Origin of the sequence: Eubacterium sp. AF36-5BH (assembly GCF_003460505.1) — a bacterium.
Classification (GTDB): Bacteria; Bacillota; Clostridia; order Lachnospirales; family Lachnospiraceae; genus Eubacterium_G.
This window is the reverse complement of record NZ_QTVG01000010.1, coordinates 1-17226: the sequence shown is the minus strand read 5'-3', so window position 1 is coordinate 17226 and position 17226 is coordinate 1. Positions and strand designations below refer to the sequence as shown.

The window sequence follows — 17226 nt, the reverse complement described above, 5'->3', positions numbered from 1 at the left end:
CCTAATCAGCAATAGGACTAACCGTAAAGCTTCCTACCTGTGAGTATCCTGAACCACCGTATTTAGCAAATACATTAACAACATGATTGTCTTCTGTTAATTTGCTACCATCAATAATAAAGTAATTTCCATCTACTTCTACACACGGATCACTGTTAGTACCACTACTTGATGTTGAATAAGTTAAACCTGACACCTTATCGTTATTTCCGTATGTGGTAAGTCTGACTTTTATCTTTCCGTTCTTAGTTACCTCATAATTTCCAGGTGCATAATTTACAGCCGGATAACTACCAAGTCCCCAAGTGTATTTCAATGTGTTTGCCCAATATTCTTTGTATCTGTCTTTAATAGACTTAACGTTACCTGTAATATCAGTTACTCTTGTTGTAACCCATACATGCTGACCAACCATTCTGCCACTTGATTCCATATGTATCTGTGTTGGATATGTAGCATATTTTGTTGTTGAGCCACTTCTTGTCTTTGTATCCATATTTATTGAGAATGAAGAGCTTGTTCCATTAGCCCATGATACAGTGTTATTTAATTTCTGTGAGCCACCAACTGAATCTCTACAGTCAACGTAAACATTGTAATATGAACAATTCAAGTCATAAGGTTTAATTATTAAAACGCTCTCATATAAATGTTCAAACTTCAAATAGTATTGATCTGCCGGACGTGTTATTACAACATCGTATACTCCAATATCTGATGGTAAGTTATCTTCATATTCGTCCTTACTTTGAGATTTGTACTTAATTGTAAAGCTGTCTTCGCTAAATGTTTCTCCCTCGTTAAGGTCTTCCTCTCCCGGTAAATTAAAGCTGTAATCTGCAATTCTCTGAATAAATGAATCAAAGAAATATGACTGCTTTGTAAATGTAAATGTTTCAGCAGGTATAGCTTTTAATTTTCTCCAGTGAGCATATAATGTTACATTTGATGTAATTAAAACTTTATCGTCAGATGTAATCTGTTCTCCGCCTTCTAATTCCATGTACCAACCAAGGAAAGCATAACCGTCTCTAACAAGTTCAGGGATTTCTCCATAAGTTTCTTTGTATATTACTTTCTTCTTATTATTCTCTAACTCATTTCCACCATTAACATTAAATGTAATTGTGTATACAGCCGGTTTCCATTTTGCATAAAGTGTTATGTCTTCTGTTGGAACTCTGTTAGATGTAAATGGATTTTCACACTGTGCATCTGTGCACCAGCCATCAAATACATAACCTTTTTTAACCGGTGTTTCAATTGTTGGAAGAATTGTTGTTTCCTTTCTTGTTATAGGATCAATTGTATTACCACCTCTTGTATCAAAAGTAATTGTTACAAGCTTCTTAACAACATTCTTGCATTCAATGTAATATGTTGTTGGTGATGATATTTTATCTACTTCAGGTGTTATGCCTATAATGTCTGTATTATTTTCTTCAGCTACCTGTAAGTAATCATAATCAGGAATTGTTCCTCTCTTAACTTTAACAACTGTATTTTCTACATCAATTCCGTTAAATACAAATGTTGCTGTTGTACTGTCGTCTACATAATTTGCTTCTGCTTTAACACCATTTGACAAGGCTTCTGCGATTTTGCTGTTAATTGGTTGTGTTAAATCAATAACCTCATCAGTTCCATTTACATTTATGGTTGCTGTTGTTGTAACTCCTGCAAATTTGTTGTAGGCACCCCTTCTGTTAGATCCTGTTGATTCTAATTCTGAAAAATCAAATCTTTCGCCATATTTTGCGTAGAATGTCTGACTTCTTGTTGTTCCGTTTGCATTTTCAATACCTGTTACTGTAATTGGATATGTTTTGTAATCCACATAGTAATCGTAAGTTGTATTGTCTACAAGGGTTACATTCTCGGTTTTCTGACCATTATAGCCTTCTGTTAAAGTATATTTATAGTCATTCCAGTTAAGTATTTCCTTTAATTCTTCCTCTGTTGGTAAATTAAATTCTTCGTTCTTTAAAACTTTTTTGTTCCATACAGTCTTATAACCGTCTTTGTCATTACCTACTCGAACAGATGCTGTATAGTATTCACTTAACTCTTCTGTTGTAAGGTTTGTCCATACTACCGGAACTGTTACAGTCATGTCGTATTGACTGAATGCAACCTTACTATGTAAATAAGTAATTGTCATTTCACCTGACATATAACGTGTATTCTCAGGAACATTAACATTTATTTTTCCTGTTTTATTGTCTACACTAAAGTTTCTGTTTGTAAATCTAATGTTATAATTTGAAGTTGAAAGCGACTCTACCCCCTGAATACCTGTGCTAAGTTCCACATATTTAAGTGCTAATACGTTCTTTGGCACATCCATTGTGATTCCATTAGTTCTGTCTCCGTCTTCGTCTCTTACAACTATTACTTCATCGTCACTAGGTTCATACGCTGTATTGTAATAAAATACATTTCGCCCTGCCTTCAGCAGTGGTATTTCCTCATCTACAAAATCATTACTATAACTAAAAAGATTTCCAATGGCATTTGCTTCAAAACTCATCATAAAATATAGACCAAACTCTATACTAAGTGCACCTGCCATTCGCTCCTTACTTACTGTATTGCTTGTATTTGCAGGACGATACTTGGAATATTCATATATAAAGAAACCATACAGCTTAACATATGGTCCAAGTTCTGCGGCAACACCCACAGAGGCGAATTTACCACTACCAATACCTGCGTAAAGTTTAGCTCTAATACCTGCCTTTAATCCAATCTTACCCATTACATAAAATTGGAAGTCAAAATGCTCATCTAACAAATCCATTGTGGAAGAGCCAGCCTCCGGTTTAAATAAACCTACCTTAAACCAGAAACTATATCTCTTTCCTACTTCGTATTCTAAATTAGAACCAATGGCTATATTCATGTCTGTTCTAACAACGAAATTTACCTGTGTACCAATAACTACACCAAAATAGCAAACTTCTGTGGAACAGATTTCCTTATTAACTAATGTTACCCAGTCTGTTTCCTTCTGGAGTGTTTCTGAGTATTTATCCATCAGTGCCTGCATTCCATCTAAGAATTCTGTGCCAAGTTCTGTTTCAGTGCTTAAATCCATAACATCTAAAATATCACTTGCAACATTTGATTTTTCAAATGCCTTGCACATTTCATTCCATTCCTCTTCATCGGTACCGTTCATTTCCATTACCTGCCAAAGAGCTTCTAAATCTTCTTTATAGCCTTTTATTTGTTCTGCTGTATCATTTGCCTGTTCTATCTTTGCCTGAACTTCTTCAATCTTGTCCATAACATCTTTTACGGAACTAAGACCTGCTTTAAGTCCATCCGGCAAATTAGATAAACCCATTGCTTCTGATGGGTCTTCTGCAATAGCTTTAAACTGTTCCCAAAGAGACTGTTCCTCTTCTGCCACAGTGTAAATATTTGCATTAAATGAAAATGCAGTAAAGTTCTTTACATCCATAGTTGTATTTACACTAATACCAACCGGTATAGGAATAAAAAGAATCTCTTTTGTAACAATGCTACCTTTTACTCTTGGCACTAATTCACATTCCTCTACAAATGTTGCAGAAAGGTCAATATTTACTGTGCCATCATCAACTTCTGCTTCGAATTCTGCTTCAACTCCAACTGCAAGCTGGATACCATTATTAAAATGAAGCTGTTCGCCTTTATTTATAACTTCAACAGTAAGTTTTACATCATCTGTTAGTTCAAAGCTTTTACCTATATTCATTTTCTTAAGTTTTTGCTTTGAAATTTTGTTTCCCTTTGAATCTCTTACAACAACATTTTGAACACTTACATTATCCTTAAAATCATCTGTCTTTGTTACCATATCAAAAAGTGTGTCTGCTGCTGCTTCTCCAAAATCACTTTTTTCTATCTGTTGTGTTAAAACATTTTCTAACTTCTTACTTTCTTCATCGCTTATAATGTCGCTACCTGAAAGTGAAATTTCAGAATAGAGGTCCATACTTTCCTCAATGTCCGATTTAGTTACTTCCTTATATGTAATTAATTTTGTAGTTTTGTTGTAATCCGTAATCTCGCCATAATAAACGTCTTTTCCTGATTGAATCTCATCAGTTGAAACATATAATGTAACAAAATCACCAACTCCAATAGAGTCTACTGCATTTTCGTATGTTCCGTCCTCGCCCATCATGTTTGCGTACATGTCTAAATCCAACTCATCAAAACTGATTGTACCTGTTTCCTCAGTTGGTAGCTCCTGTACTGTTAATGGAAAGTTGTCAGGCATGTTGTATATTTCAAGCTGGTCATTTTCATCAAGTGGCGCAAAGGTTACTTTGTTTCCATCTGTAGCAGCCACCTTAACATATACAGCCGGATCTAAAAGTTCAGCGCCCTTATCTGCATCTCTTTCAGTAGGTTTTATGCCAACATAAACACAAAGAATATCGTCTTTTTTAAGTTTTGATGCATTGTCATATTCAAAACTACCGCCTCTTTCATTTATCTGGTCTGAAGTTAATACATCATAACTTTCTCCGTCAACAGAATATGAAATTTCATCTGTATCCTTTATGTATACTACGTCATCATTCATTTCAAGGTTTTCAACTTCCTGCATGGCTATTGAAAATGATGCCGTTCTTATTGTTTCTTCTTTGCCATCAAATACCCAACCGTCGGAGAGATTTAATTCATAAGAACAACCTTCGTTAAAACCTTGTGGTGCGCTTACTGTGTATACACCGTCGCCGTCAGTATCTTCAACCTTTAATTCAACATTGTCTGAACCATCTTTTACAACAAGAGTTGCTGCATCTTTTGCAGCCACATCGCCTGATGTTTTTTTAATGTTAAATGTTATGTCCTTTGGCTGGTCCATCTGTGCAAAAGAAGTAATGTTTAATTCTTCCTTACCACCCATTTCCTGATACTTGGCATATACATTCATGTTTTCAGTTACTGCATCTTCTGAATAAAATGGAACTGTACATTCCTTATCAGTGTAGTAACCTATTAAAATAGCATTATCTTTTGTGTATTTATCCTTGGAAGGTAGTTCCCCTAACGGATAATCCTTTTCTGCAGGTAATGTTTCTATTAATCGGTCTCCATCGTAAAAAGACACTGTGAGCAATTCAGCTCCTAAATGAACATCCCACTCTGCAAAATATTTTTTCAGAATTAGGAAGTCCTTCAAATCTACCTTCTGATCTGCATTAATATCTGCATTGGCAAATACAACTCCCTCTGTCTCCTGCTCAGAGATATATTCTTTTAACAATAATAAATCGCGTAAATCAATTACCTTATCACCATTAACATCTCCGTACATATTACCGCTGGTTTTTGCGTATGTTTGTGCCGGTACCTGGGAGACAGTGAGCGCAATTGCTAAAAGTAAGGTTAATAATCTTTTTTTCATTGTTTCTCTCTCCTTTTTCTTACTAGTACAAAGGCAATTCCAGCGATAACAACTGCTGCTATGACTACCACAACAATTATACCGTTCTCCTGTCTTGCCCCATTAACAGTTTCTTTTTTGTTTGCTTTGCTGTTTTCTCCCCCTTTGTTCTTATTTACAATCTTCTTCGACGCATCCGTCTTTACAATAAAATTTGTGTTGTACGTTTTCTGTCCTTTTTGTACGGTAACTTTGTACTTGCCGTCTTTTAAAGTGTTTAAATACTTCTCAGAAATTTCTACATTTCCATCTGAATCAACGGTGTAATTGTCCTTATCAACTTTCTTATTATTTACTACAACTTTTTTGACTTTTCCCTTTGATTCTTTTGAGCCTTTTGATTCCTTTGAACTGTTTGTTCCTGTTGGTATTTTGATGTTTTCACTCTTTGACTTGTCGAACACTATGTCATTTTTCTTAACTTCATAATAAACAGTAACATTGCCGTCCTCTGTGTCCATATCAACAACGTTTCCTTTGGCGTCTATAGCCTGCACCAAAGTTACCTTGATTGGATAATCGCCTTCTAACGCATAGTCTACAATTTTGAAATTAAGTCTTACTACCGTCCCACTGTTTTCTATATTCTTAACACTATTTGAACTTGCTAAAAAAACATATTCATCTTTGTCCAGCTTTTCCGGTTCAGTTATGTCACCCTTTGAGAACACTTCCCCGTTCTGTACTGATTTTAACTTTAAAGCTGAATGGTTGTATCCCACTTTAAACTTCAGTGCCCAAATTCCGGTGTTTCCTTTCAAATCAATATCTACAACTGCCTTGTCCTTCTCCGTTACTGTTGATGATGCTTCAAGCACTGCTCCGCCACTGGCATATATTATATTATTTCCAAAGCCAACGCATAAAAACATAAACAGCGTAAGTAAAATTAATCGTAATTTCTTCAAATTATCACCTACCTAACCCCTTATTCAATTTTTTGCGATTACTTATTTAATATAACTTCTATTAAATAAAAATCTTTTTTTGATACCATGCATCTCTGCTTTTTTATTATTTTCCGACTCTCAAATATAGGTAATATTTTACCATATTTTGTATGCGTTGCCTATAGAAGTGTCCTATATTGTATGATTTTTTTACATAAATTAATTATGTTAAGTTGTTGAAACATTTTTATACAAGTGGCACATATAAAGCAGCCTTCACTCAGATTTACCTATTACAAAAAAGAAGAACTCACTCCACATGAATTCTTCTTTTTTCATTTTTATTAAATTAATAATTGTTTCATTGTTATCTCCCTTCCAATCAATTATTCTACCCATAAATATATCCAACCTAGAGCCATTTAATAAAGTAAATGCCGAAAATCCGCATAAATACAGGCTTTCGGCATTTTAATCCATTATTCAAACTCCTACTCGTAAAAATTTACTCCTTTATAAAGCAGGATATTTATTGTATTTAACAGTTCATTTCTGTACTGCTTTAGTATTTTTGCATATAGTCTAAGACGAAAATATTGTAATTTTATTGTCACGAGTCAATACCGTTGTAGTCGTTCTTGCATGTATGACAAACTTGAATTTCTATTTGTGTTGCCATGTCATTACATAATCTTTTTCTCCGGTAGCCTCATCTAAGCCACTATGCTGAATCTCAAATCCTTCTCTCTTATAAAAAGATATTGCCCGTGCGTTCTTTTGGTATACGTTCAAGTGCAACTTATTCCTTTTATCCTTTGCATAATTCAGCAGAATTTTACCTATACCCTGCGATTGCATTTCACCAGAAACAAAAATGCCCTCAACATATTCATCATTTAACCCTATAAAACCCTGTATTTCTGTATCATACTCATACACATAAACCTCTGCTAGTAACAACGCTTCTTTTACTGATTTGAAATTGCTTTTCCAGTATTCGGCGGGGATAAAATTATGTGCCTTTATATTCGTATGCAACCATATATCTGCAACTTTATTTATATCATCTCTTTGAAATTCTCTAATCATAACGGTGACTCTCCATAAACTTGAAGTTAGAAGTTACTTTTTGACTTCCTTTGTGATTTCAGTTGTCTTTAATTGTACCTGATAAGTGTTTTCTTCTCCACTCAAATTGGTTGTTTTCAATCTTAAATTCTATTTTCTTAATTTTATAAACTGGGATTTGTTAATTAGAATTGCTCTCAAAGCAACAATTATCTTAACATTCCCCAAATACACTCCAGTAATGTTAGTGCAAGGATAATGTTAATAACACGGAAATGCCGTAGATAAAACTTCTGAATCAGTGCGCCCAAGCCAGTCCAAGTACAGGTTGCGATCGTTCCGATTGTTGCAATAACCAGCTCAAAAAACAGCAAAGCCGGAAAAGAGGACATATATCCTACAACATAACCCGTTAGTGCGGTAACTCCGAACATATAGATCTTCACATTGACAAATTGCAGCATGAAGCCTTTCAGAAACGATGCCGATTGCTCTGCGTTTTCTGTTGACGGCTTACTGAAAGCAATATGAATCGCAAGCCACAGGATATAGGCTGCTCCGATGTACTTCAGCACTTCCATTACATTTAGAAGCAAAGAATTAACCCCATATACAAAAATTGCGCAGTACCGCCATAGGCATAATCATCAACCACCTTTCTGCTGTTATTATATCAGCAAACAGCGGTACATACATAACACCTATTTTATATGATTATCCATAGCATACGACTATGAATTGGCTGGAGCATATTTCCATAATTCTTCCAGATAGCTTTTTCCAAGATCATTTAATTCCTGATTTTCATTCAGCACATATCCAATATGCATTGTTTCATTTTCTGCAAGCGGAACGGAGATGATATTTTCTCCATTCAAATATTTCGGGAAAATGCCACTTGAAATAGTATAGGCATTCATTCCTTTCGGGCCGTCGTCACAGGTTTTGCAATCGACTTGCGGTAAATGATAAGGGAAATGACCGCGGCGATCACTTCCGTGACCCAAAATGCATGCCAGACGCCGACGGCACCGAAAAGCCTGCTGAGCCAAAACGCAGCCGGTAGGATGATCACCACATACCGGCAAAGGGAAATCAGCAAGGAGGGCGTGCCTTTCCTCAGTCCCTCCAATGCGCCGGAAGAGGTAACAGAAACCGCCGAGACGATAAATCCGGCCCCGATGATGCGCAGGGCGGTTTCCCCGGCCTGGATCGTCGCTTCTGTGTGGGTAAACAGCCCCATCAACTGGCCGGGAATCAGCAGGCATATCGCGGTCCCAAGCACCATAATGATACCGTTCATGCACAGGACGATCTGATAAATCTGACTGACCCTTTTACTCTCGCCCGCGCCGTAGTTATAGCCGATCAAAGGGCGCATCCCCTGCACAATGCCATTCGCCGGCAGATAGATGAAGGTCTGCAATTTGTAATAGATTCCCAAAACCAGGATATACACCTCTGAATAGGTGGCCAAAATCGCATTGAGCGCCGAAATCAAAAGTGACGGAAGTGCAAGATTCAGGGTTGCGGGAATGCCGATGGAATACAGCTTTATGACCATCTTTTTGCCGGGCAGAATGTGCTGCCTGCGGATATGCACGCGAATGGGCCGCACAAAGTAGATGACCAGATAAATCGCAAGCGTCAGGACCTGCCCGATGCCGGTGGCCAGCGCTGCGCCTTCAATCCCCATTTCCGGGAATGGGCCATAGCCAAAAATCAGAACGGGGTCCAAGACAATGTTTGTGATGCACCCGCACATCAGGCTGATCATGGTCGTTTTCATGTTTCCTACTGCCTGGAACAGTTTCTCAAACATCATGCTGACGGTAACAATGAGTGTAAAGCCGAACGCAACGGCAGAATAGCGGACGCCAAGTTCAATGACCGCTTCGGACGCAGTGAACATCCGCAGAAAAACCGGCATAATTGCGATACAGCAGACTGTCATAACAACGCCATGAATCACGGCAAGCACAAGTCCCTGTGTGGCAGTCTGATCTGCTTTTTCGTGATCTCCCGCGCCCAGATAGAAGGCAATCACTGCGTTGATTCCAACACCAAACCCAATTCCAGCCGCATTGATAAAATTTTGAACCGGGTAAACCAATGATAACGCCGTCATCGCTTCCTCGCTGATCTGCGCGACAAAAAAGCTGTCCACAATGTTGTAGAGGGAGTTGACCAGCATAGATAACACCATCGGCAGGGACATGGATAAAATCAGCGGCAATATCGGTTTCTCTTTCATGAAAGTGTCGTTCATAATTCCTCCTTCGCAAAACACGTTATGAGATATTTTTGCGTCGATGCCATGCCATCATCACAAGTGCAACGAGCAAAGTGGCGGTTTCCGCAACCGGAAATGCAAGCCAGATTCCGTTCAGCTGGAACAATTTGTCCAGACACCACAGGGCAGGCACAAGGAAAAGCATTTGCCTGCATAATTGGATCGCTATGCTGGACCCTACTTTTTCTGTGGTCTGAAAATAGGTGGAAATCATCGTAGAAAGGCCGCAAAACAGATAGCTTGCCGCCATGATCCGCATGGCGGAGATTCCAAAGGAGCGCATGGCTTCCGACGCCGTAAACAATCCCAGAATCTGCGCCGGAAAGAGGAGGACAGCCAACGTCCCCAGTATCATCATGCCGGTGACCAAAACAGTTCCATATCGGAAAGCTGAATGCAGCCGTTCGCTGTTGCCTGCGCCGTAGTTAAACCGCATGACAGGCAAACAGCCTTGAATCAAGCCGTTTACCGTCATAACAATCAGCTGCTGCACCTTAAAATATGCGCCGAAGAAAGCGATCGCCGTATCGGAATACGCCACCAAAAAAAGATTGACAAAGGTCACCACAAACGAACTGAGGGCGTTCATGATAAAAGATGGCAGGCCAAAGGCAAAAATACGGTAGATCATCTGCTTTTTCAAATGAAAGCCTTTGATTTTCACCTGCACTTTCTGCTTTTTGCCCAGCAGTAAAGCAAATGCCAAAATCATGGACAGCAGATAGCCTGCAACGGTAGCTACCGCAGCGCCGCGGATTCCCATAGCCGGGAAAATACCAATCCCAAAAATCAGAATGGGGTCGAACACAAAGTTAACGACCACGCCCGCGATCTGGAACCACATGGGAGCGACCATGTTCCCGGTGGCCTGTATCATCTTCTGGATGGAGATATGCACCATATTGGGAATTTGCATGAAGGAGCACACACTCATATAGGCGATGCTCAGCTGATAAATTTCTTCATTATTGGTGAATGCCCGAAAATAGGGTTTCATAATCAGTAATGACATAAGGTTGAGCAAGGCACCTATTCCAAAAGCCAGTAACAATCCATGTGTGACAGTTGCATTTGCCTCATCCTGCTTTTTCTGTCCAAGATACCCTGCTATCAGCACATTCACGCCGACACCGATCCAGATAGACGCTGCATTCATCAATGTTGTAATCGGGAATGACAGAGAAACAGCGGTCAATGCATTCTCACTCAACCGCGCCACAAACGCGCTGTCTATCAGATTATAGGAATATTGCAGGAACATGGAAATCAGCGGCGGTATCGACATTTGCCAGATGAGCTTTCCAACAGGAGCGACCGCCATTTTATTATTGGTCTGCATACTTTCCCTCCTCTCCACAAAGTGTCCGGCAGCTTCCATCCTCCGTTCTGCCAGATTTTCCAGGATGCAGACAACAAAAAAGCCACACGGCTATCACAAGATAGCTGTGTGGCAAAAAGATGACCGAATCCGGAAAAGTCCACTCAAATTTTACGCTCAATATTATAGCATTCTTTCAGGAGACTTTCAAGCATTAATCATTACGGAATTGTGGCGGCATATTTATTGTTTTATATGTTATTTCTCTATTAGTTCTGCAAACTGGAATTTGTTTGTACAATGTTCAAGATATAACTGTTATTATGTCTTGATTAGAGTACAAACTCATATAAGAAGAACTTCCTCGGTACTCCAATATCAACATATGTGATTTCAACCTTATCCACATACTTAAATCCAAACGACATATACATTTTCTGTGGAATATCATTTCCCTCTATGCAATCAAGACGAATTGATTTAAGGTTTCTTTCCCTTGCTGTGTCTATTGCGTGTTGAACTAACTGCTTCGAGTATCCACGACCTCCATATTCTGGAAGGACACGCAAGGCATGAAGAACTACTGTCTCGTTATCATTTGCATCAATAATCCATTTAACTGCGTGATACGCCTCATCACGATCATGATTCATAATATACGCCGCAACAATTCGACCATCTTCAATACCGATAAACTGATTTTTCTCTTTGATTGCATCTTTGATCATTTCATCTGGAGGGAAACCACCTTTATCTCCCTCCGGCAGAAAATCTTTTCCGCTCAAAACTTTACACATACCGTCATAAAACTGTCGCAATTCTATAAAATTTTTCTCTTCTGCATATCTGATAATCATAGAAATCTATCCCTCCAAATTCCGATTGAGATTTCACCTGTTTAAAGAAATTTAATAACTGTTATATTTTGTTATTAAATTCTCCGCAAACCATTGAAAACACTGGATTTGTCCCAGGTGAGCTTTCCCTTATTGTTTTTCTTGTGTTATATCGTCCCACCAGCGTTTACGAACTCTGATAAGGGAAAATACAAGGGCACAAGAAGTCCGGTGGACCTCTGCTCTGTGCCGACCGAAGCGGCAGCGGAGACCAAAAAAATTATATAAAACAGTATAACACAAAATAAAAGTAACATGGTGAACTGATTGAAATGCTTCTGATTTTTGTAGCAAATAATTGATTGAACGATAAGGAGATAAGATACGATGAGAACAATATTTGCAGAATATAATCCCGGACGAAACAGCATTGATGTTTATACCGGTGCATACTATATGCTTCGCATTGACTGCTGGGAAGCAGAAAAGAATTTGAGAACCACACCCAGATCAAATTGTGCATTAAACACACTTGCCATTGATGAACCACTAGAATATGCGAGACTGTATCTTGATGGGAATTTACAGATGTGGGTAGATGCAGAAGATTCCTTTACATTATAGTAATGTTCAAAAAAGCTCTCTGTGCAATGCACAGGAGCTTTTTATATGCAGACCTCTATTTATTTGTGCTGTCTGCATCAATTACAGACTGAATCTGCTTCATAAGGGCATCATAGTTGTCCTTGTTATCAATTCCGCCGAGCATTGGTTTGCCTACAATATTGCCATTTCTGTCAACAAGTATAGTTGTTGGAAAGGCCATGATTTCTGAGGCATATTTACCGGCAGCACTAGAGGAATCAATTGACAGATTACGATATTTGACACCCTGGCTTTCAAGAACAGAGGCAGCCTCTTTGATAGCTGTTTTATTGCCATCGAAGGTCTCTGTGTTGATGCCAACAACTTCTCCGCCCATTGATTTGATAGCATCATTTAATTCGTTAAGCTTGGATAATTCAGCGACACATGGTTTGCAGCCGGTAAACCAGAAATTGACAACTGTTACTGCATTACCGGAAAACAGGCTGTCATCAACCTTATTGCCATCAAAATCCTCACCGGAAAAATCACTGAATACAGATGAGGCTTTAGAGCTGTCCTTCTTGTTATCGTCTGATGATGTATTTTTGTTTTCAAGCTCTGCTATCTGTTTCTCGATTTTTCGTATGGTTTCAATATCCTCATTAAGTGTTTTAAGCTCATCGTCTGTGAATGAATTCTTGTTTGATTCTACGGTACCGGCAAGATAATCAGCATAATTTCCGTTTGGATCGGCGTCACTTTTGTTCATCATGCCAAATGCCTTGTTCCACACATCAGCGTGATCTGCAAAAAGCTGATTTTCCTGCTGATATAAATCATCACGCCTGGAATCTGATTTGCCGGATGCTTCTGAGCCAGCTTCAGTCTGGGTGTTCTTAGAATCTGTTGTGGAATCCTGCTTTACACCACATGCTGTAAGTGATAATGCTATGCAGAGTGTAAAAATAGAAATAAATGATAATTTGTTTTTCATGAGTAATTTCTCCTTTAAAATAATAGTAAAATGTTTAATAGCTATCTGTTGTCATTTTTTTGACATGTTTTTCCCATAAACCGGTAGCAGATGGCGTCCTTCGTACAGGCCTTTATGCAGGCACCGCAGCGTATGCACTCGGGGTGATCCGGTGTCTTACACACATCCACATCCATCTTACATGCCTTTGAGCATTGACCGCATCCGACACATTTGCTGCTATCAACGGTGATTTTGAGCAAGCTGACCTTATTAAATAATGAGTAGATTGCTCCAAGCGGACAAATCCATTTACAGAATGGCCTGTAAAATAAGATACTTAGTACAATCACTGCAATTAAAATCATACACTTGAAAGAAAAAAGCTTTCCCAGCGCAGAACGGATAGCAGCATTTCCAATAGATAACGGTATAGCACCCTCTAAAACACCCTGAGGACAGATATATTTGCAGAAGAACGGATCTCCCATTCCTATAGAGTTCGTTACAAGCATCGGAAGAAGTATAACGAAAACAATAAGAATGACATATTTTATGTACCTAAGAGGCTTTAGTTTGGCTGTGGATAATTTCTTTCCGGGGATTTTATGAAGTAAATCCTGAAACCATCCAAATGGGCACAAAAAACCACATATAAATCTGCCGAGAGTTACACCGAGTAAAATAAAAAATCCGGTTATGTAGTATGAAAACTTAAATTTTGATGATCCCACAACTGCCTGAAATGCCCCTATTGGACAGGCTCCTGTCGCGGCAGGGCAGGAGTAGCAGTTTAATCCAGGTACGCATACTGTTTTTGCATTGCCCTGATATATTTTACCCTTAAATAAATTTGGAATATGAATATTGGTCAGCAGCGTTGCTGCGGCCTGTATCCAGCCACGTATTTTTGCCAGTTTTCTTGATAGTAATTTCTTTTCCTTATCCAATTCCGACACACTCCAGACATAGTTTTATTGCTTTACCAAGCACTGTAGCCGCCTCACCTCTGACTGCACCATAGCTTATCATGGATACACCAAGGATAAGCAGAATGATTTGACATGTTTTTTGGTATTTCAACATAATGTTGCTCCTTTTTGTTGTATTGTTGACCAGCTGACTTTGGTATTATACAATATAGGTTGTAAAATTATTGTTAAGAAGCAGGAGAACATTTTGAGATTATTAATTGTTGAGGATGAGAAACAAATATGTGATATGGTTGCAAAGAGTCTGTATTCTGCCGGTTATGAGGTGGATACCTGTTATGATGGGAAAGAGGCTCTTGAATGTATACTGTCGGAGAATTATGATCTGATAGTTTTGGATTTGAATCTGCCAGGGATGGATGGCATGGAGCTTCTTAAGGAGCTTAGAAAATACAATGATGAAACTAAGGTTTTGATATTATCTGCAAGAGGTCAGATTGCTGATAAGGTAGAGGGACTGGATGCAGGAGCAAATGATTACATGGAAAAACCATTCCATCTGCAGGAGCTTGAGGCACGTATCAGAAGCCTGACAAGAAGGAAATTTGTACAGAATGATATATGTCTTAAATGCGGAGAAATAAAGTTTGATACGATTAAACGCGAGGCATATGCAAAGGAAGAGCCGGTTCCACTGACAAGAAAAGAGAATGGTATTTTGGAATATTTACTTATCAATATAGGCAGACCGGTGAGTCAGGAGGAGCTGATAGAGCATGTGTGGGATGCCACAGCAGACAGCTTTAGCGGAGCAATCAGGGTACATATGTCTTCACTTAGAAAAAAGCTTAAGGCGAAGCTGGGATATGATCCCATTCAGAACAAGGTAGGTGAAGGCTATAAAATACGGGAGGAGTCTGACAGATGAAAAGAATGTCGCTACAGTGGAGACTTACGTGCATTACTACATTGTGTATTGCTATTATATGTGGCTGCCTGACTATGTTTGTCTATAAAAATGGTGTGCATTACATCGATTCTCTGCAGGATGCGGTAGAGTCACAGGGGAATGAAAAAGGAAACAAATCAGATGAAATATATATCAGCATACCGGACGATAAGTGGGATGAGTTTGCGGATGAATTTTCGGTTCAGGTGTACAATAATAAGGCCGACTATAAAAGAAACAGTCTGATAATCACGGTTTTGCTGGCCCTTTTGGGAGGTGCCGTCACTTATTTTATAAGCGGGCATGCACTCAGACCAATCAGGGAGTTTTCAGATAAAATTGAAGAGGTACAGGCTCAGAATCTGTCTGATTCAAGAATAGAGGAAAACAATGTTAAGGAACTGAACCAGCTGGGTATTTCTTACAATAAGATGCTTGAGCGTCTGTCGGAAGCATTTGAGATACAGAGACAGTTTACTGCAAATGCAGCACATGAGCTGCGTACTCCATTAGCATTAATGCAGGTACAGCTTGATTTATATAATTCTGCCTCTCATCCGGGAAATGATGCAGACACTTTGCAGACCATAAAAATGGTTACGGAACAAAATGATAAATTAAACAGGATGGTAAAGACTCTTCTTGACATGAGTGAGCTTCAGACGGTGGGAAGGGATGATAAAATTATATTGGATGCTATTGTTGAAGAGGTTTTGGCAGACCTTGAGCCTCTTGCCGTGGAAAAGAATATAAAGCTGATTGGAAAATGTGAGAATGCCACTATGATAGGCAGTGATATCCTTATTTACAGGCTTGTATACAATCTGGTTGAGAATGCCATCAAATATAATCATCCACTGGGACAGGTTACAGTAACCGCATATCAGAGAAACAAGCATGTTTATCTGTCTGTAGAAGATACGGGAAGCGGAATACCAAAGGAGCTTAGGGAGAGAGTGTTCGAGCCATTCTTCCGTGTGGATAAATCCAGAAGCCGGGAGCTGGGTGGCGTAGGGCTAGGTCTTGCTTTTGTCCGTGAAATCGTTAGAGCACATGATGGCAGTATTTGTATCAAATCAGGCAAGACTGGGGGAACGATTTTCGAGGTGACTTTTGCACAGCATTCAATGTAGCGTTCCATTTTACACATTTGTCAACGCTATTAAAACAGATTTGCTAAATGAGAAAAATAGAATAATTTGTTATTTGAGTGTGTGAAATAAAGTCTATAAATAGACATTCTATGATAAGTGATGGAGCTGTAAGTTCATGAAATGAGCTTGCAGCTCTTGTTTATATAACTAGCATATAAAAATACCCATGTCAAGGACGCCCATTTTATAACGGGCGTATATTCATCCTTGATATTGGGTATTTTTTATGCTATTCAGGCAAACGGCCTTCGTAAATAATGCTCAGTTCTCCATACACCTGAGCCCAGTTTCTTAAGGTCATTGTCCATTTCTTCGTTGCTTCAAAGGTTGAAAGGAACAGAGCTTTCAACAATGCCTTGTTGCTTGGAAATACACTTCTCTGACGATTAACTTTCCTGTATGTTGAATTTAAACTTTCAATGGCATTGGTTGTATATATTACTTTTCGGACAGTATCTGAAAATTTGAAAATAGGTGATATTACGTCCCAATGGGAAAAAACTAACCGAAGCCATATATACAGAGGTTGCTTTTTCACTTGTTGCCTTTCTTCGTGCCCACAGCAATTTTCCGGAAGGGGAGATTTCTCGGATGTGGAAAGAAACATTTTTCTTGATTTATCTTGTTTTTGTTGCTTTTCGGCTTCGAATTTCTTGCTGGGAGCCAATTTTTGCCACACAGTTTGTTATTTTCTTGCTTCTTTGTTGCTTTTAAGCAAAAATGACGGGTTTAATGATACTCCCCTGTCTATCTGACCGGGGCGTATCATAATGCCCGCT

General features: G+C 38.8%; 15 protein-coding genes and 1 pseudogene. 3 read left to right on the top strand and 13 right to left on the bottom strand.

From position 1 onward, the window contains the following. Position 1: 1 nt before the first annotated feature. From DW006_RS10370 to DW006_RS10335, 9 genes are all read right to left on the bottom strand, one after another. The gene (locus tag DW006_RS10370) at positions 2-5407 is read right to left on the bottom strand and encodes an InlB B-repeat-containing protein (RefSeq protein WP_118000371.1); all 5406 of its coding nucleotides are present in this window, start codon (positions 5405-5407) and stop codon (positions 2-4) included. Beyond that, a complete protein-coding gene (locus DW006_RS10365) occupies positions 5404-6354 on the bottom strand; it encodes a cohesin domain-containing protein (RefSeq protein ID WP_147337651.1) in 951 nt (316 codons plus the stop codon). Before DW006_RS10365 ends, DW006_RS10370 begins: the two co-directional genes overlap by 4 nt. 258 nt (positions 6355-6612) lie before the next feature. Further along, positions 6613-6735, bottom strand: coding sequence for a hypothetical protein (locus DW006_RS12380; protein WP_278286631.1), 123 nt, complete (start codon positions 6733-6735; stop codon positions 6613-6615). Between the two features lie 264 nt (positions 6736-6999). Beyond that, positions 7000-7425: an N-acetyltransferase gene (locus tag DW006_RS10360; RefSeq protein ID WP_118000367.1), complete on the bottom strand. Its 426-nt coding sequence runs from the start codon at positions 7423-7425 to the stop codon at positions 7000-7002. Positions 7426-7613: 188 nt separating this feature from the next. Next, complete coding sequence (locus DW006_RS10355; RefSeq protein WP_278286633.1) at positions 7614-8024, bottom strand: LysE family transporter; 411 nt, start codon at positions 8022-8024, stop codon at positions 7614-7616. 111 nt (positions 8025-8135) lie between these two features. Then, positions 8136-8324: a hypothetical protein gene (locus DW006_RS10350; protein WP_347475133.1), complete on the bottom strand. Its 189-nt coding sequence runs from the start codon at positions 8322-8324 to the stop codon at positions 8136-8138. Beyond that, complete coding sequence (locus DW006_RS10345; RefSeq protein ID WP_118000365.1) at positions 8321-9673, bottom strand: MATE family efflux transporter; 1353 nt, start codon at positions 9671-9673, stop codon at positions 8321-8323. Before DW006_RS10345 ends, DW006_RS10350 begins: the two co-directional genes overlap by 4 nt. A gap of 22 nt (positions 9674-9695) precedes the next feature. Continuing rightward, positions 9696-11036 (bottom strand): MATE family efflux transporter, encoded by a 1341-nt coding sequence (locus tag DW006_RS10340; RefSeq protein WP_118000363.1) that lies wholly within the window; start codon positions 11034-11036, stop codon positions 9696-9698. Between the two features lie 311 nt (positions 11037-11347). Continuing rightward, positions 11348-11872 carry a GNAT family N-acetyltransferase gene (locus tag DW006_RS10335; protein WP_118000361.1) on the bottom strand — a complete coding sequence of 175 codons (525 nt, stop codon included), beginning with the start codon at positions 11870-11872 and terminating at the stop codon, positions 11348-11350. 366 nt (positions 11873-12238) lie between these two features. Here DW006_RS10335 and DW006_RS10325 point away from each other — a divergent pair, with 366 nt between their 5' ends. Then, positions 12239-12475 (top strand): DUF6061 family protein, encoded by a 237-nt coding sequence (locus DW006_RS10325; protein ID WP_118000357.1) that lies wholly within the window; start codon positions 12239-12241, stop codon positions 12473-12475. A gap of 55 nt (positions 12476-12530) precedes the next feature. Here the strand turns inward: DW006_RS10325 and DW006_RS10320 are convergent, their stop codons facing one another. The 3 genes from DW006_RS10320 to DW006_RS12325 are packed head-to-tail and all read right to left on the bottom strand — an operon-like array spanning position 12531 to position 14498. Further along, complete coding sequence (locus DW006_RS10320; protein ID WP_118000355.1) at positions 12531-13433, bottom strand: TlpA disulfide reductase family protein; 903 nt, start codon at positions 13431-13433, stop codon at positions 12531-12533. A gap of 41 nt (positions 13434-13474) precedes the next feature. After that, on the bottom strand, positions 13475-14362 hold the full coding sequence (locus DW006_RS10315; protein ID WP_118000353.1) for a 4Fe-4S binding protein: 888 nt from the start codon (positions 14360-14362) through the stop codon (positions 13475-13477). After that, on the bottom strand, positions 14355-14498 hold the full coding sequence (locus DW006_RS12325; RefSeq protein ID WP_009263530.1) for a CD1871A family CXXC motif-containing protein: 144 nt from the start codon (positions 14496-14498) through the stop codon (positions 14355-14357). The genes DW006_RS10315 and DW006_RS12325 overlap by 8 nt, the downstream gene beginning before the upstream one ends. A gap of 93 nt (positions 14499-14591) precedes the next feature. Here DW006_RS12325 and DW006_RS10305 point away from each other — a divergent pair, with 93 nt between their 5' ends. Both DW006_RS10305 and DW006_RS10300 read left to right on the top strand, forming a co-directional pair. Further along, positions 14592-15272 (top strand): response regulator transcription factor, encoded by a 681-nt coding sequence (locus DW006_RS10305; RefSeq protein ID WP_199521907.1) that lies wholly within the window; start codon positions 14592-14594, stop codon positions 15270-15272. Next, entirely contained in the window at positions 15269-16426 is a 1158-nt protein-coding gene (locus tag DW006_RS10300; protein WP_118000349.1) for a HAMP domain-containing sensor histidine kinase, read from the top strand. Before DW006_RS10305 ends, DW006_RS10300 begins: the two co-directional genes overlap by 4 nt. A 250-nt stretch (positions 16427-16676) precedes the next feature. Here the strand turns inward: DW006_RS10300 and DW006_RS10295 are convergent. Further along, positions 16677-16940: pseudogene (locus DW006_RS10295) on the bottom strand (transposase); the annotation flags it as partial. Between the last annotated feature and the right edge of the window lie 286 nt (positions 16941-17226).

Bases quoted from the DNA above. Each gene is read 5' to 3' on its own strand.
- DW006_RS12325 (WP_009263530.1), bottom strand. From the start codon at position 14,498: ATGTTGAAATACCAAAAAACATGTCAAATCATTCTGCTTATCCTTGGT.
- DW006_RS10335 (WP_118000361.1), bottom strand. From the start codon at position 11,872: ATGATTATCAGATATGCAGAAGAGAAAAATTTTATAGAATTGCGACAG.
- DW006_RS10340 (WP_118000363.1), bottom strand. From the start codon at position 11,036: ATGCAGACCAATAATAAAATGGCGGTCGCTCCTGTTGGAAAGCTCATC.
- DW006_RS10345 (WP_118000365.1), bottom strand. From the start codon at position 9,673: ATGAACGACACTTTCATGAAAGAGAAACCGATATTGCCGCTGATTTTA.
- DW006_RS10360 (WP_118000367.1), bottom strand. From the start codon at position 7,425: ATGATTAGAGAATTTCAAAGAGATGATATAAATAAAGTTGCAGATATA.
- DW006_RS10370 (WP_118000371.1), bottom strand. From the start codon at position 5,407: ATGAAAAAAAGATTATTAACCTTACTTTTAGCAATTGCGCTCACTGTC.
- DW006_RS10300 (WP_118000349.1), top strand. From the start codon at position 15,269: ATGAAAAGAATGTCGCTACAGTGGAGACTTACGTGCATTACTACATTG.
- DW006_RS10320 (WP_118000355.1), bottom strand. From the start codon at position 13,433: ATGAAAAACAAATTATCATTTATTTCTATTTTTACACTCTGCATAGCA.
- DW006_RS10350 (WP_347475133.1), bottom strand. From the start codon at position 8,324: ATGAATGCCTATACTATTTCAAGTGGCATTTTCCCGAAATATTTGAAT.
- DW006_RS10325 (WP_118000357.1), top strand. From the start codon at position 12,239: ATGAGAACAATATTTGCAGAATATAATCCCGGACGAAACAGCATTGAT.
- DW006_RS12380 (WP_278286631.1), bottom strand. From the start codon at position 6,735: ATGGGTAGAATAATTGATTGGAAGGGAGATAACAATGAAACAATTATT.